This window comes from Stenotrophomonas sp. Ps181 (assembly GCF_025697425.1).
Lineage (GTDB): Bacteria > Pseudomonadota > Gammaproteobacteria > Xanthomonadales > Xanthomonadaceae > Stenotrophomonas > Stenotrophomonas sepilia.
This window is the reverse complement of sequence record NZ_JAHWBI010000003.1, coordinates 587,271-602,781: the sequence shown is the minus strand read 5'-3', so window position 1 is coordinate 602,781 and position 15,511 is coordinate 587,271. Positions and strand designations below refer to the sequence as shown.

At 68.7% G+C, this 15,511-nt stretch carries 12 protein-coding genes; 9 read left to right on the top strand and 3 right to left on the bottom strand.

Translation table 11 applies throughout. The features are described from left to right. The first annotated feature begins 53 nt into the window (after nucleotides 1-53). Nucleotides 54-1,511 (top strand): amidohydrolase family protein, encoded by a 1,458-nt coding sequence (locus tag KXV01_RS09625; protein WP_111096611.1) that lies wholly within the window; start codon nucleotides 54-56, stop codon nucleotides 1,509-1,511. Between the two features lie 93 nt (nucleotides 1,512-1,604). Here KXV01_RS09625 and KXV01_RS09620 read toward each other — a convergent pair whose 3' ends face one another. Then, nucleotides 1,605-2,534, bottom strand: coding sequence for a LysR family transcriptional regulator (locus KXV01_RS09620; protein ID WP_049414582.1), 930 nt, complete (start codon nucleotides 2,532-2,534; stop codon nucleotides 1,605-1,607). 93 nt (nucleotides 2,535-2,627) lie between these two features. Between KXV01_RS09620 and KXV01_RS09615 the strand changes: the two genes are divergently transcribed. Beyond that, on the top strand, nucleotides 2,628-3,821 hold the full coding sequence (locus tag KXV01_RS09615) for an MFS transporter (RefSeq protein WP_049414584.1): 1,194 nt from the start codon (nucleotides 2,628-2,630) through the stop codon (nucleotides 3,819-3,821). A gap of 637 nt (nucleotides 3,822-4,458) precedes the next feature. On the opposite strand, the gene KXV01_RS09610 is transcribed toward KXV01_RS09615, so the two are convergent. Further along, nucleotides 4,459-5,112: a response regulator transcription factor gene (locus tag KXV01_RS09610; protein WP_049413726.1), complete on the bottom strand. Its 654-nt coding sequence runs from the start codon at nucleotides 5,110-5,112 to the stop codon at nucleotides 4,459-4,461. Further along, a complete protein-coding gene (locus KXV01_RS09605) occupies nucleotides 5,105-8,134 on the bottom strand; it encodes a sensor histidine kinase (RefSeq protein ID WP_164282544.1) in 3,030 nt (1,009 codons plus the stop codon). The genes KXV01_RS09610 and KXV01_RS09605 overlap by 8 nt, the downstream gene beginning before the upstream one ends. 96 nt (nucleotides 8,135-8,230) lie before the next feature. Between KXV01_RS09605 and KXV01_RS09600 the strand changes: the two genes are divergently transcribed. The 7 genes from KXV01_RS09600 (at nucleotide 8,231) to KXV01_RS09570 (ending at nucleotide 15,043) form a co-directional block, all read left to right on the top strand. Beyond that, nucleotides 8,231-8,563, top strand: coding sequence for a hypothetical protein (locus KXV01_RS09600; RefSeq protein ID WP_263467736.1), 333 nt, complete (start codon nucleotides 8,231-8,233; stop codon nucleotides 8,561-8,563). Nucleotides 8,564-8,613: 50 nt separating this feature from the next. Beyond that, entirely contained in the window at nucleotides 8,614-9,057 is a 444-nt protein-coding gene (locus KXV01_RS09595; RefSeq protein ID WP_053091543.1) for an AraC family transcriptional regulator, read from the top strand. Then, complete coding sequence (locus KXV01_RS09590) at nucleotides 9,054-9,710, top strand: hydrolase (protein WP_005417006.1); 657 nt, start codon at nucleotides 9,054-9,056, stop codon at nucleotides 9,708-9,710. Before KXV01_RS09595 ends, KXV01_RS09590 begins: the two co-directional genes overlap by 4 nt. Nucleotides 9,711-9,712: 2 nt before the next feature. Further along, complete coding sequence (locus KXV01_RS09585) at nucleotides 9,713-10,138, top strand: DoxX family protein (protein ID WP_111096592.1); 426 nt, start codon at nucleotides 9,713-9,715, stop codon at nucleotides 10,136-10,138. A gap of 119 nt (nucleotides 10,139-10,257) precedes the next feature. Next, a complete protein-coding gene (locus KXV01_RS09580; RefSeq protein ID WP_192839728.1) occupies nucleotides 10,258-12,105 on the top strand; it encodes an amidohydrolase in 1,848 nt (615 codons plus the stop codon). After that, entirely contained in the window at nucleotides 12,084-13,403 is a 1,320-nt protein-coding gene (locus KXV01_RS09575; RefSeq protein ID WP_263467735.1) for an alginate export family protein, read from the top strand. Before KXV01_RS09580 ends, KXV01_RS09575 begins: the two co-directional genes overlap by 22 nt. Further along, nucleotides 13,397-15,043 carry an MFS transporter gene (locus tag KXV01_RS09570; RefSeq protein ID WP_099488254.1) on the top strand — a complete coding sequence of 549 codons (1,647 nt, stop codon included), beginning with the start codon at nucleotides 13,397-13,399 and terminating at the stop codon, nucleotides 15,041-15,043. The genes KXV01_RS09575 and KXV01_RS09570 overlap by 7 nt, the downstream gene beginning before the upstream one ends. Nucleotides 15,044-15,511: the final 468 nt, after the last annotated feature.

Here is a 15,511-nt window from a genome sequence, read left to right as displayed (position 1 = left end):
CCGCTACTCCTTCCACCCGCACGCTGGCCGTGCCCATCAGGATGCTGTCCATCATGTTCCGTTCCCGTCCGTTGTCCCTTGCCATCCTCCTTGCGGTGGCGCCGCTGTCGGCATCTGCTGCCGAGCGCGCCGACCTGCTGATCCGTAACGCCACCGTGGTCAATGTCGAGCACGCCAGCACGCTGGCCGGGCAGAGCGTGGTGATCCGCGGCGAGGACATCGTTGCGGTGGGCCCGGACGCGCAGCTGCGCAGCCAGTGGAGCGCGGCCCGCCAGATCGATGCCAAGGGCAAATACCTGATCCCGGGGCTGTGGGACATGCACGTGCACTTCGGGGGGGGCCCGGCGCTGATCGAAGAGAACAAGGCACTGCTGCCGCTGTATATCGCGCACGGCATCACCACCGTGCGTGACTGCTCCGGCGATCTGCCCGAGCAGGTGCTGCAGTGGCGTGGCGAGATCGCCAGGGGCACGCTGTTCGGCCCGCGCCTGCTCAGTTCCGGCGCGAAGATCGAAGGCATCAAGCCGGTGTGGAAGGGCACGATCGAAGTGGGCAGCGAGGCCGACGTCGACAAAGCGATCACCCGCCTGCAGCACGACAAGGTCGATTTCGTGAAGATCACCGACAGCACGCTGAAGCCGGATCTGTTCCTGTATTCGGCCAGCGCCGCGCGCAAGGCCGGATTCAAGGCCTCGGGCCACATTCCGATGGCGCTGACCGTGGAGCAGGCGGTCGATGCCGGCCTGGCCTCGATCGAGCACCTGGACTACGCATTCAAGGCCGGCAGCAAGGACGAAGCGAAGATCGCCGCCGACTTCGGCGCCGGCCGCATCGACCGCGCCGAAGCCAATCGCCGCCTCGACGCCAGCTTCGACCGTGACACCGCGATGCGCGCCTACCGCGATTTCGCCAAGCGCGGCGTATTCGTGACCCCGACCCTCAACGGTGGCCGTATCCTCGATTTCCTTGACCAGGATGACCACGCCAACGATCCGTACCTGGCCTACATCGGCCCGGGCCTGCGCGCGACCTACCAGTGGCGCGTGGACCGCGCCGCGAAGGCGACGCCGGCACAGATCGAGGCGCGCCACGCGCAGTACCATCAGGTGGCGGCCGTGCTGCCGTTGCTGCAGGAGGCGGGCGTGACGATCATTGCCGGCACCGATGCGGGCTTCCTCAACTCGTTCAACTTCCCGGGCATCGCCCTGCACCAGGAACTGCAGCTGTTCGTGAAGGAGGGCCTGAGCGCGCCGCAGGCGCTGTCGGCCGCAACCCGTTCCGGCCCGGCCTGGTTCGGCCAGATGGACCGTTACGGTGGTGTCGCGCAGGGCAAGGCCGCCGACCTGGTGCTGCTGACCGCCAACCCGCTGCAGGACATCGCCGCCACCGAGAAGATCGACAGCGTGATCCTGCGCGGCAACGTGTATGACCGCGCTGCGCTGGACAAGATGCTGGCCGAGACCAAGGCCAAGGTCGCAGCGTGGAACGCCGAGGCTGCGAAGGGGCAATGATCGACAGGGTCGGATCCCTTCCCGACGGGAAGCACCCTGACCCTGTGGTCTTGAACGAAATCCACGCCATGCGTGGATGATGCGGCCGGTGACCTAGCGCGGCGCCGGCCGCATTCCGTGCAGTTGCGGCAACGCGGCCTTCATCGCATCGATGAAGGCACGCAACCGTGGCGGTTGCTGGCGCGCGGCCGGGAACACCACGTGTACCGGCAGTGCCGGTGCCTGCCAGTCCGGCAGCAGCTGCACCAGCCGCCCTTGTGCGAGGTCGTCGGCCACCAGCCAGGCCGAGACCACCGCTGCGCCCAGTCCGGCGCGTGCAGCCTGCTGTACCACGAACAGGTTGTCGCTGAGCAGGCGTGGGCTGATTGACAGCGTATGCGCCCGGCCCTGCGCATCATGCAGCAGCAGGCGTTCGCGGTAGTAGGTGACCAGCGAGATCCACGGCAGTGACTGTGCCTGTTCCGGCGTACTGACCGCCGTGGCGTCCACCAGCGAGGGCGCTGCCACGACGATGCGCGGCACTTCTGCGAGCGGCAGTGCAACCATGCGCGGTTCGTCGACCGGACCCACCCGCACCGCGCAGTCGATACCTTCGGCGATGAAATCCGGGCGCCGATCTTCCAGGATCCACTCCAGGCTCAGCTGTGGGTGCTGGGCCAGGAACCCGAGCATGGTCGGCAGCAGCTGCGCCTGGCCAAAGGCGTGCGGCACCATCACCCGCAGGCGTCCGCGCAGCGTTTCCGGTTCGCCGTTCAGTTCGGCCTGCAGCGACTCCCATTCGTCGACCACGCGCTGCGCATGACGCTGGCAGCGCAGGCCGTCCTCGGTCAGTTGCAGGCCATGGGTGGAGCGCTGCAGCAGGCGCAGGCCGAGCTGCCGCTCCAGTGCCTGCAGGCGTCGGCTGACCGTCGGCTGGGTGGTGCCCAGCTGCAGGGCCGCAGCAGACAGGCTGCCGGCATCGACAATGCGCAGGAAGGTGCGCAGCAGATCCAGGCGATCAGCGCCGGTGGCGAGGTCATTCATGCGTGTGGCGTATGAAATATATGTGCCAGAGCCTACTACAGACGTTTGGCGAATACAGGCAGGATACGCCCACTTCCTCTACCGGGCTCCCCCATGTCTACCCCCTCGCTGTCTGTTGCGGCCGCACCGGCGACCGTACCTTCCACCCCATTGGTGCTGGCGATGGCGGCCGGTGCCGGCTTCTCGGTCGCATCGCTGTATTACAGCCAGCCCATGCTGGGCCTGATCGCCCAGGACCTTGGCGCCGGTGAGCGCGCCGCCGGCCTGGTGCCAACCTTGACCCAGCTCGGCTACGCACTGGGCATCCTGCTGCTGGCACCGCTGGGCGATCGCTTCGACCGCCGCCATCTGATCCTGTTGAAGTCCGCGCTGCTGGCGCTGGCACTGGGCGCCGCCGCGATGGCTGGGCACCTGCCGGGCCTGCTGATGGCCAGCCTGCTGGTCGGGCTGATGGCAACGCTGGCGCAGGACATCGTTCCCGCCGCTGCGGTGCTGGCACCGGATGCGCAGCGCGGCCAGATCGTCGGCCGGGTGATGACCGGCCTGCTGCTCGGCATCCTGTTGTCGCGTGTGGTCAGTGGCGTGGTGGCTGAAGCGTGGGGTTGGCGCACGCAGTTCGTGCTGGCGGCGGTATCGGTGGCGGCGATGGGCGCGGTGATGGCGCGTGCGCTGCCGCGTTTTGCACCGACCAGCACGCTGCGCTATCCGGCGTTGCTGGGCTCATTGCTGGCGTTGTGGCGTGAGCAGCCGCAGCTGCGCCGTGCGGTGGCCAGCCAGTCGCTGCTGGCGGTCGGCTTCAGTGCGTTCTGGTCGACGTTGGCGCTGATGCTGCATGCCCGCCTGGGGCTGGGCAGTGCGGCGGCGGGTGCGTTCGGTATTGCGGGTGCGGCCGGTGCGTTGGCCGCGCCGTTTGCCGGCCGTTTCGCTGATCGCCTGGGTTGCCATGCCGTGGCGCGGTTGGCGATCGCGGTGGCGCTGCTGGGCTTCGGCCTGCTGCTGGCCGAAGCCTGGTTGCCGGCCGCCGCGCTGCTGCCGCTGCTGGTGGTGAGTGCGCTGCTGTTCGACTTCGGCTTCCAGTCGGCGCTGGTGGCGCACCAGACGCTGGTCTACGGCCTGGTGCCACCGGCACGCAGCCGGCTCAATGCGTTGTTGTTCACCGGCATGTTCATCGGCATGGCCGCCGGTGGTGCGCTGGGCAGCCTGGCGCTGGCGCAGTGGGGGTGGCACGGCGTGGCCTGGCTGGCGGTGGTGTGTGCGGGTGGCAGCCTGCTGCTGCGTCTGAAGTAAGGGTGGGCGTTCGGCAGGACTTGCAGGGCCAGCACCTGCGGTAGTGCCGGCCGCTGGCCGGCAACAGCACAAACCGCGGGGTTCCCGTGGGCAGGCGGGGTGGTTCCGGTTGCGGGGGACGCCGTGAATCCGTCCTTGGAGGCTCGGTCGCGCCTTGCTCGTGTGCGCTGTCCTGCGCACACGGCAAGACCGGGGTTGGGCGTCCTGCCCAACCCGCCCGAGGCATGCCTCGGGCCCATGCGGCTCACGCCCCCGCAACCGGACCCACCCCGCCTTCGACAGGTTCCTGCGGTCTGTTGGAATGGCTCTTGGGGTCAGATCCGTTTTCCGAAGGAAAACGGATCTGACCCCTGATTGATTTCGATATCTGACAGAAGTGTCGAACAAGGTCGACACCTACCAACCGCCATCGGAATCTGTCAGAGGTGGGGCGGTGTCGGAGTGCGGGGTGTCCGCGGCATGGATGCGGCTGCCAAGCTTACAGGGACGTACTTGCAGCGTCCCCGCACTCCGACACCGCCCCGCCATTCCACGGAATCCAGGCTGTTGCTGTTGTTGTTGCCGTTGCTGCCGAGGTTGCCGGCCAGCGGCCGGCACTACCGCGGGTGCAGGGCTGCAGGCCCTGCCGAACAACCCCCTAATCGTGACCGCTGTCGTCCAGGCTGATGATGCCGCGCCGCAGCGCCTGGGTTACCGCATGCGTGCGATCACCCACGCCGAGCTTGTCCATCAGGCTTTTCATGTGCGCCTTCACCGTCTGCTCGGAAATCTGCATGCGCTCGCCGATGCGCTTGTTCGACAGCCCTCCGGCCACGTGCCGCAGTACCTCGGTCTCGCGGGGCGACAAGCGATCTTCCACTACATGCGCGGCGATGCTGGCCGCCACGGCCGGGGGAATCGGTGCGCGCCGGCCGCCGGCGACCATGCGGATGGTGTCGATCAGTTCATGGCGCAGCATGTCCTTCAGCAGGTAAGCGCTGGCGCCGGCCTGCAGCGCCCGCACCGCACGTACGTCACCGCGGTAAGTGGTCAGCACGATGATGCGCGCGCGTGGGTCCAGCGCGCGGATCCGCACGATGGCTTCCACGCCATCCAGGCGGGGCATCTGCAGGTCCATCAGCACGACGTCAGGTTGCAGCTGCTGGTAGCGCGCGATGGCTTCCTCGCCATCGGCGGCCTCGCCGAGCAGGCGCAGGTCGGCGTGAGCGCCCAGCAGTGCCGCCAGGCCATCACGCAGCAGCGGGTGGTCGTCGACCACCAGTACGCCGATCGGGGCAGGGGACTCAGTCATGGCTTTCTCTACTCCAGGGCCAATGCCAACGTGATCGGCGGCGGTGATACAGCCGCCGGGCCGGAACTGCCAGCGCGACTTCGGTACCCAGCCCAGGGCGGGTCCACAGCTGCAGTTCCGCGCCGAGGCGCTGGGCGCGCTCACGCATGCCCTGCAGGCCCCAATGGCCATGGCCGGCGTTCTCGTCGGCAATGCCGGCGCCGTCGTCGCGCACGTGCAGCAGGAAACACCGCGTGCCATAGGACAGTTCCACTTCAATGGCACTGGCATTGGCATGGCGCAACGCATTGCGGATGGCCTCGCGCCCGATCAGGAACACCTCTTCGGCCGCGTCGGCCTGCAGCGGTGGCGTCGCGCCTTCCACGGTCAGGCGCAGGGGATTGATGCCATGCCCGGCGTATTCGGCGTGCACGTCGGCCAGCGCCGAAGCGAGGTCGCGGCCCGCGAACGGCGCCTCGCGCAGCGCATTGACCCGTTCGCGACCCTCGGCCAGGTTGCGCTCGGCCAGCTGCATCGCTGACTCAAGCTGGCTGCGCACCGGCTCGGGTGTCTGCGCTGACTGGCTGATCGCGTGCAGGCGCAGGATCAGGCCCTGGCTACCCTGCAGCAGGGTGTCGTGCAGGTCGCGCGCGATGCGTTCGCGCTCGCCGTTGCGTTCCTGCAGGCGCGCGCGGAACAGTGCGGCCAGCTGCCCGCTGCGGATGCGTACCGCCAGCACCAGCAGTGCAACCACGGCGACGGTGCACAGCAGCTTGAACCACACGGTCTGCATGAAGGTGGGAGCGATGCGGAAGCTGCGGCTGGCCGGCGCGGAGCTCCAGATGCCGTCCTCGTTGGCGGCTTCCACCTCGAACCGGTAGTTGCCGGGCGCGAGGTTGGTGTAATACGCACGCGTGCTGCTGCCAGCGTCCTGCCAGCCGTCATCCACGCCCGACAGGCGGTAGCGGTAGCGGTTGCGCTCCGGACGTGCCAAGGACAGCGCCACGTAATCGATCTGCAGCTGGCTGGTGCCGGCCGGGAGGCGCAGGCCATCGCGTAGCGGCGCGTGCTCGCTGCCATACAGCACCTCGCCGATGCGCACGCTGGGAGCCATCGTATTGACGTGCGAGCGGGTGGTGTCCAGCCAGGCCAGGCCCTGGTTGGTGGCCAGCCACAGCAGGCCGTCGTCGGCCAGGGCGGCGGTGGAGATCGGTCCGCTCTGCAGGGCGATGCCGGGCATGCCGTCGATGGCGTCGAACAGGCGTGGCGTCACCGGCAGGCCGGTGCGCAGGGCACGGCGCAGCAACCCGCTTTCCATCCGTACCAGGCCACGGCTGCCGTTGAGCCACAGGTGTCCATTGGCATCGGCGACCATGCCGGTGATGCCCTCCAGGACACCGGCCATGTCGGTGCGCACCGGGACGAACCGGCCGTTGCCCAGCCGTGCCGCCAGCCCCGCTTCGCCGGCGACCAGCAGAAGGTCCCGGTGGTGCAGCATCGCGGTCACCGGCCCTACCGACAGGCCGTCCCCGGCGTCGAAGGTCTCGGTGCCATTCGCACCGAGGCGGCGCAGGCGGCCATCGGCATAGCCGAGCAGCAGCTGGCCATCGGCATCCAGCGCCAGCGATGAGCAGGCCTGCTCGGGCAGGCGGAGTTCACGTTGCCACTGGTCATGCTGGTAGTGCAGCACCCCGCGTTCGCCGGTGCAGACCCAGGCCTGTCCGTCATCGGGGAACAACAGGGCATGCAGCGGCTGCCCGGTGAACGGCGCCGGCAGCGGGATCAACGTGGTGTGGCCGGCGACCGTGCGCGCGAGGTTGACCCAGTCGAACTGCCAGATCGGCGTGGGTGCCTGGCGCGCGGCGGCCTGCAGCTGCGTGGCGCTGCCATCCAGCAGGGTGCGCCGCAGGTCGTAGGGCTTGAGGTCTTCGCCATAGCCATACACGTGGCCATCGCTGGCCCGCACCAGCGCGCGGTACGGATCGCTTGGGCCCACCGCCAGGGTGTGCACGCTGCGTGCGCGGAAGCGGTTGAGGCCGAGATTGGTGCCAATCCAGAGATTGCCTTCGCGATCGACGATGATCGGCACTGCTGATGTGGCGGTCAGTCCTTGCGGCGAATCGAAGCGTTCCATGCGCACGGCCCGGGTGCCGTCGAAGGTGATGCGGGCGACGCCGCCGTGCGGGCTCATCGTGGCCCACAGCGCGCCATCGGCAGTGAACTGCAGGCGCGCAGCAACCAGTTCCGGCAGCCGCCGCGCCTCGCGTTCGCTGTCTGCCAGCAGACCCTGCGCGTTGGCCAGCGGCGAGGTGCCGCGCACCCGGTCGGCCAGCCACACTTCACCCTGCGGGCTTTCGGCCAGCGTCGCCATCTGCGAGACCGCGATGCCGGTGTCCTCGAACGCAGTCTGGCCGGCCGCACGCATCCAGATCTTCAGGTCGGCCAGCACCCAGAACCTGCCCCGGCTGTCGTGCAGCACCCACTGCACACGGCGCTCGGGCAGGCCGGCAGCGGCCGGCAGTGGCTGCCAGCGTTGTCCGTCGAAGCGGCGCAGCCCGCCATTGATCGCCGCCCAGAGCTGGCCCTGGCGATCCTGGCTGAAGCGTGGGACGACGCCGACCGGCACCCCCTGCTGGCGGCCGTAGCTGCGCAGCTGCCCATGCGCGAACTGGCTGATGCCGGCCTGGAAGTAGCCGATCCACAGCGCACCGCCGGCGGCATGCGCCAGCGTGACCATGTTGGTGGACGGGAACTGGCTGCCGGCGGGTGCTGCCTGCCGTTCGAAGCGACGGCCATCGAAGCGGTACAGGCCCGAGCCGGTAGCCAGCCACAACAGGCCCTCGCGGTCCTGGGCAATGTCCCAGATATCGCCTGGTGCGCCCTGGCCGACACGCCAGGCGGTGTGTTCGTAATCAGGCAGCCCGCCGCTCACCGGCGGGCGCTGCACGGCAAAGGCGGGCAGGGAGGTCAACAGCAGCAGGCACGTCAGCAGCGCCGGCAGGCGACGCAGGAACGGGAAGGGGCGGCCACGCATGGCGCGCATTCTGGCAGGTGTGGGGCAGTCCAGGGTGACCCGAACGGGGTAGGCGGCGTGCGCCGGGGTCGGCTATCACGCCGGCATGCCCTCCGGAGCCCCGCCATGCAGCGCCTGTTCCTGATGTTCCCCGACCGCGGTCCGGGCATCGGCCTGCTGTGGTTGCGGTTGTGCCTGTCCGCTGCACTGGTCACGCCCGGCATGCAGGCGGGCGGGTGGTCGGCGTTGTGCCTGCTGGCAGTGCCGATGCTCGTGCTGGGTGCGTTGACGCCGCTGGCGGCGCTGATGGCGGCCGTGGGCATGTTCGCGCAGCAGGCGCCGTGGCCACAGGTGGTGCTGCCAGTGGCGCTGTTGATGCTGGGCCCTGGCGCCTATTCACTGGATGCGCGGTTGTTCGGGCGCCGCCTGCTCCGCCGTCGGCCTCCCCCATTCGGGTAGGTGCTGGCCTCGACCGACGGGGGTAGGGCGTCGCGCAGGGGTCACGCACCATGGGGCACCCCTTCGCGGCGTCCCGCATGGCCACCATCTCCCCGCCTGATCCGCCCGCCGCTTCACTGGCACCGCAGCAGGCTGCCGCGTTGCAGCGCGCCCTGCGCTATGTCGATGAGCATCTGTCGCAGCCGCTGCGGGTGACCGAGCTGGCGGCGGCCGCCTGCGTCAGCCGCTTCCATCTGGTACGCCTGTTCCGCGCCGGTACCGGCGCCAGCCCGCTGCGCTATGTCCGCCGCCGTCGTATCGAGCGTGCGCGCCAGCTGCTGCCGGGCGCGCAGCTGCCGATGGCCTGCCTGGCCCAGCAGCTGGGCTTCTTCGACCAGAGCCATTTCGTCCGCAGCTTCCGCGCGGAGACCGGCTGCAGCCCCGGCCAGTACGTCGCCGGCGATGCCGCCCTGTTGCATCCCCTTGATCGTGTTTCCAACGGAGTCCACCCATGAGCCTTGCCACCGCCACTCCCGCCCCGGCGCTGCTGTCGCCGACCGACCACGCCCTGGTGCTGATCGACTTCCAGTCGCAGATGGCGTTCGCCACCCACACCATCGACATCTCCGCGCTGCGCAACAACGTGTCGCTGATCGGCAAGGGCGCCAAGGGCTTCAATGTACCGGTCGTGCTGACCACAGTCGCCGAAGCATCGTTCTCCGGGCCGATGTTCCCGGAACTGCCGCAGATCTTCCCTGGCCAGACGGTGTTCGATCGCACCTCGATGAACACCTGGGAAGACCAGCCTGTGATCGATGAGATCAACCGCATCGGCAAGCGCCGTCTGGTCATCGCCGGCCTGTGGACCAGCGTCTGCATCGTCGGCCCGGCGCTGTCGGCGCTGGCGCAGGGCTTCGAGGTGTATGTGATCACCGATGCCTGTGGCGATGTCAGCGAGGAAGCGCACGAGCGTGCGATCACCCGCATGGTGCAGGCCGGCGCGGTGCCGATGACCAGCGTGCAGTACCTGCTCGAACTGCAGCGCGACTGGGCACGGGGTGAAACCTACGACCTGACCACCGGCATTGCGCGCGACCACGCCGGCGGCTACGGCATCGGCATCCAGTACGCCAAGCGGATGTTCGGTGCGCAGGAAGGCGGGCACTGAGCATGGTTGCCGGCCATGGCCTCGACCTGGCCCTGCTGATGCTGCGCGTGGCGGCAGGAGGCTTCCTGCTGCCGCACGCGCTGGGCAAGCTGTTCGGCTGGTTCGGGGGGCCGGGGCTTTCCGGCTTCGCCACCGAGCTGCGCGGTTTCGGGCTGCCGGCAGTGGCACCGTTGCCATTGCTGTTGGCCGTGCTGCAGGTGTTGTCCGGGCTGGCCGTGCTGCTCGGGTGGCAGACCCGCATCGCCGCGCTTGCGGCGGCTGCCTTCATCGGCTTCACCGTGCTGTTGGCCCTGCCCAAGGGCTGGTTCTGGATGCGCGGCGGCAGTGAGTATCCGTTGATGTGGACCACGGTGCTGCTGGCCCTCGCGCTGGCCGGCCCCGGCGCCTGGGCGCTGGACGGCCAACGCTTTCCGGGAGAATTCGCATGAGTCACGATCCCCTCGATCACGGCCGCCGCAACGTGGTGCTGGCCAGCGGCGCCGCTGTTGCGCTCGGCCTGGCAGGTCGCGCCGGTGCCGCACTCGATTCCACTTCCAAGGAGCGTCGCATGAGCACGCTGGTCATCCGCAATGCCCGCATTACCACCCTCGACCCGCGGCAGCCGCATGCGCAGGCGCTGGCTGTACAGGAAGGCCGCATCGTCGCCGTCGGCAGCGACGAGGAGATCATGCGCGGCTGGGGCAATGAAGCGACGCTGATCGACGCGCAGGGCCGGCGCCTGCTGCCCGGCCTCAACGACAGCCATACCCACCTCATCCGTGGTGGCCTGAACTACAACCTGGAACTGCGCTGGGACGGCCTGCGTTCGCTGGGCGATGCCCTGGACATGCTGAAGGCCCAGGTAGACCGCACTCCCGCGCCGCAGTGGGTTCGCGTGGTCGGTGGCTTCACCGCCGCGCAGTTCAACGAGAAGCGCCTGCCGACGCTGCAGGAGCTCAACGACATCGCACCGGATACGCCGGTGTTCCTGCTGCACCTGTATGACCGCGCACTGCTCAACCGCGCCGCGCTGCGCGCCTGCGGCTACACCAAGGACACGCCGGATCCGCCGGGTGGCCAGATCGTGCGCGATTCGCTGGGCAACCCGACCGGACTGCTGCTGGCCAAGCCCAATGCGCTGATTCTGTACGCCACGCTGGCCAAGGGCCCGCGCCTGCCGATCGAATACCAGGCCAACTCGACGCGCCATTTCATGCGCGAACTGAACCGCCTTGGCATCACCTCGGTGATCGACGCCGGCGGTGGCTTCCAGAACTACCCCGAGGACTACCAGGTCATCGAGCAGCTGCATCGCGATGATCAGCTGACGGTGCGCATCGCCTACAACCTGTTCACCCAGAACAAGGGCAGGGAAGTGGATGACTTCCGTGGCTGGAGCGAGATCCTGCAGCCGCGCCAGGGCGATGACCTGCTGCGCCACAACGGCGCGGGCGAGATGCTGGTGTTCTCCGCCGCCGACTTCGAACTGTTCAACGAGCCGCGCCCGGAACTGCCGCCGGAGCTGGAACCGGAACTGCACGACGTGGTGAAGCTGCTGGTCGAGAAGCGCTGGCCGTTCCGCATCCATGCCACCTACGACGAGAGCATCACCCGCATCCTCGATGTGTACGAACAGGTCAACCGCGAGGTGCCGTTCGATGGCCTGCACTGGTTCATCGACCACGCCGAGACCATCACCCCGCGCAACATCGAACGCATCCGCGCGCTGGGCGGCGGCATCGCCGTGCAGCACCGCATGGCCTACCAGGGCGAGGCCTTCGTCGAGCGCTACGGCGTGCAGGCCGCGCGGCATACGCCGCCGGTCAAGCGCATGTTGGCCGAGGGCGTGCCGGTGGGCGCAGGCACCGACGCCACCCGCGTGGCCAGCTACAATCCGTGGGTGGCGTTGTCCTGGCTTGTAACCGGGCGCACCGTGGGCGGGTTGGCCCTGTATGGCGAGGAAAACCTGCTCGAACGCGAGCAGGCGCTGCGCCTGTGGACCCAGGGCAGCGCCTGGTTCTCCGGCGACGAAGCAGTGAAGGGGACATTGAAGGTTGGTCAGCTGGCCGACTTCATTCTGCTTTCGGCCGATTTCTTCCGCGTCGACGACGCGCAGATCGCCGACATCACCAGCCTGCTGACCGTGGTCGGCGGCCGCATCGTGCACGCCGACGGCGATTACGCCGGCCTGGCGCCGCAGCTGCCGCCGGCGATGCCGGACTGGTCGCCGGTCAACCGCTTCGGTGGTTACCACGTTGGCGGTGCCGCCACCGGATTGGCCGCCGCCCATCGCCACCATCACGGTGTGGCCTGCAGTACGCATGGTGCTCACGGTCATGCCGCGCAGCATGCGGCGCCTACCGGTGACCTGACCGCCTTCTGGGGCGCGATGGGATGCTCGTGCTTCGCGTTCTGAGCCTGGCGCTGCTGGCCGCGCCATCGCTGGCGCTGGCCTGCGAGGGGGGCCGCTGCAGCGACGCGGGCGATGGCCGGCTGCAGCTGGACGCATCGCTGCGCCTGCGCGGCCTGTACTACGACCCGACCCGGTTCGGCATCGGCGGCGGCGAAGATGGCTATGGCCTGCTGCGGGCACTGGCCTCGGCCACCTATGTGGAGGACAGCTGGCAGGCAAAGCTGCAGCTGGGCGTGCATGCCGAGAATGGCAAGGCAGGCGGCCCGGGCCGCACCGACCGTGGTGCCTTGGACGTGCAGCAGGCGTACTGGCGCTGGCAGCGCGGTGGCATCCATGTGCAGCTCGGCCGGCAGGAAGCCGGCTATGGCAGCTCGCTGCTCGGCCGGCAGGAAGCCGGCTATGGCAGCTCGCGGCTGTTGTCGGTGCGCGATGGGCCGAACATCCGCCTGGCCTTCGACGGTGCGCGCCTGGGCTGGAAGGGGCGGCTCGGCACGCTTGACCTGATGGCCTTGCGGCCGGTCGAGAACCGGCCGGGTGCCTTTGATGATCGGGGCGAACACGGTGCGCACCTGTGGGGTGCCTACGCCACCGCGGCACGCGGGCAGGGCGAGGGACAATGGGATCTGTACCTGCTGGACTATCGTCGCGACGGTGCGCGCTTTGCGGCAGGCTCGGGAACCGAGCGCCGGCAGACACTCGGTGCGCGCTGGTTCGGCCAGTCAGGACTGCTGGACTGGAACAGTGAGCTGGTGGCGCAGGGCGGTGAACTGCATGCCGCCACCGGCCCCCTCGACATCCGTGCCTGGACGCTGGCCACCGACACCGGCTGGCGCTGGACGGAGCGGCCGCTGCAACCGCGGCTGGGGCTGAAGGCCGACATCGCCAGTGGCGATGGCAAGCTGCACGATCGGCGATTGGGAACCTTCAATGCACTGTTCCCGAAATCGGCGTACTTCAGCGAGGCCAGCCTGCTGGCCCCGGCCAATCTGATGGACCTGCAGCCGACACTGGCCCTGCGCCTGCACGACGCGGTGGCGACGGAGCTGGGCGTACAGATGGCCTGGAAGCATCGTCGTGCCGATGCGGTCTACACCACGCCGGCGCCGCTGGTGGCGTTGCCGGGCAGCGCCGGTGGCGCGCGCCGCATCGGCACCCAGTACAAATCCGAAACCCGCTGGCAGGCCAGCGAACACTGGCAATGGCAGCTGCAGCTGGCCTGGGTCGATGCCGGTCCTGCACTGAAGCAGGCTGGAGGCCAGGACACGCTGTTCGCCTCGATCGTTGGAGCATGGCAATGGTGAACGCAACCGCGTCGCAACACCCCGCACAGGCCGCAGGGGCCTGGTCCCCGCTGAAGATCCAGATGTTCCGTTCGATCTGGCTGGCAATCCTGGCCAGCAACATCGGCACCTGGGTCAACGATGTGGCCGCCGCCTGGGTGATGGCCGAGCGCACCGGTTCGCCGCTGATGGTGGCCCTGGTGCAGTCGGCCACCACGGTGCCGATCGTGCTGCTGGCGCTCGCTGCCGGCACCCTGGCCGACATTGTCGATCGTCGGAAGTACCTGTTGGCGACCCAAGGCTGGATGCTGCTGGTGGCCGCAGCGATGGCTGCGTTGACCGCGATGGACCTGCTGACCCCGCAGTTGCTGGTGCTGCTGACCTTCTGCATGGGCTGCGGTGCGGCGATGGCAATGCCCGCGCAGGCCGCCATCGTCTCCGAACTGGTACCGCAGCCGATGCTGGCCTCGGCGGTGGCGCTGAACTCGATCGGCATCAATATCGCCCGTTCGATCGGCCCGGCCATCGGCGGCGTGATCGTCGCCCAGCTGGGTGCGGTCTGGGCGTTCGGCTTCAATGCCATCACCTTCGCCGCGATGTTGTTCGTGGTGTGGGGTTGGAAGCGCGACCCAAAGCAGTCGAGCTTGCCGCCGGAAGGCTTCGGTGCCGGATTGAAAGCGGGCCTGCGCTACGCCAGCCGTGCCGGACGGCTGCAGGCGGTGCTGATCAAGTCGGTCGGCTTCTTCTTCTTCGCCGCGGCAATGAACGCGCTGTTGCCGGTGGTGGTGCGTGGGCAGATGCAGGGTGGGGCGGGGCAGTACGGCATGCTGCTGGGCTGCATCGGGATCGGCGCAGTGGGCGGTGCGTTGCTGCTGCCGAAGCTGCGCGCACAGATGGATCGCGACCTGCTGGTGCTGCTGGCGACGTTGTCGCTGGCCCTGAGCCTGGTCGGGCTGGCGCTGACCCGCAGCTGGTACGTGCTTCCGGCGGTGATGCTGGTCAATGGATTTGCGTGGATCACCGTGCTGTCGTCACTGCAGATCGCTGCGCAGACTGCGGTTCCGGCATGGGTACGTGCGCGTGCGCTGGCGCTGTACATCATGGTGTTCTCTGCCGGCATGGCCGCCGGCGGCCTGAGCTGGGGCGCGCTCGCTCAGCGCACCTCGCCCGAACTGGCGTTGCTGGTGGCAGCGGCCGGTGCGGTGATCGGTGGGTTGCTGGTATGGCGCGTGCGCATCGCCGGTACCGAAGACCTGAACCTGAGCCCGGCCGGGCACTGGCCGGCACCCGAGCTGTCGGTGCCGGTGTCGAACGATCGAGGCCCGGTGCTGGTCACCATCGAGTACCGCATCGATGATGCTGATCGTGCCGCGTTCCAGGCGCAGATGCGCGCGATGGGATCCATCCGTCGTCGCGATGGTGCAGTGGTCTGGGGCGTAGTCGAAGACGTGGCAACACCGGGGATCCACCTGGAGTATTTCGTGACCCCGTCATGGCTGGAGCACCTTCGCCAGCACGAGCGCATCACCGCCGACGACAAGGCGATCCAGGAAGAACTACGCGGATTGCATCGGGGAGAGCGCGCGCCGGTGGTGCGTCACTTCGTGGGTGGCCATGATCCGCTGCCCGCCTCCGTGCCACATCACCATGCAGACATCTGAGCCGTCGCTGGTAGAGCCGGCCGCTGGCCGGCTGTGCAGGATCGCGATGGATTGATCGGGTTGCCGGCCAGCGGCCGGCACTACCAAAGCGGAGGCGGTTGACCTGCCCGTGGTAGAGCCGGCCGCTGGCCGGCTGTGCAGGATCGCGACGCGTTGATCGGGTTGCCGGCCAGCGGCCGGCACTACCAAAGCGGAGGCGGTTGACCTGCCCGTGGTAGAGCCGGGCGCTGGCCGGCTGTGCAGGATCGCGATGGATTGATCGGGTTGCCGGCCAGCGGCCGGCACTACCGAAGCGGAGGCGGTTGACCTGCCAGGGGTAGAGCCGGCCGCTGGCCGGCTGTGCAGGATCGCGATGGATTGATCGGGTTGCCGGCCAGCGGCCGGCACTACCAAAGCGGAGGCGGTTGACCTGCCCGTGGTAGAGCCGGCCGCTGGACGGCTGTGCAGGATCGCGATGGATTGATCGGG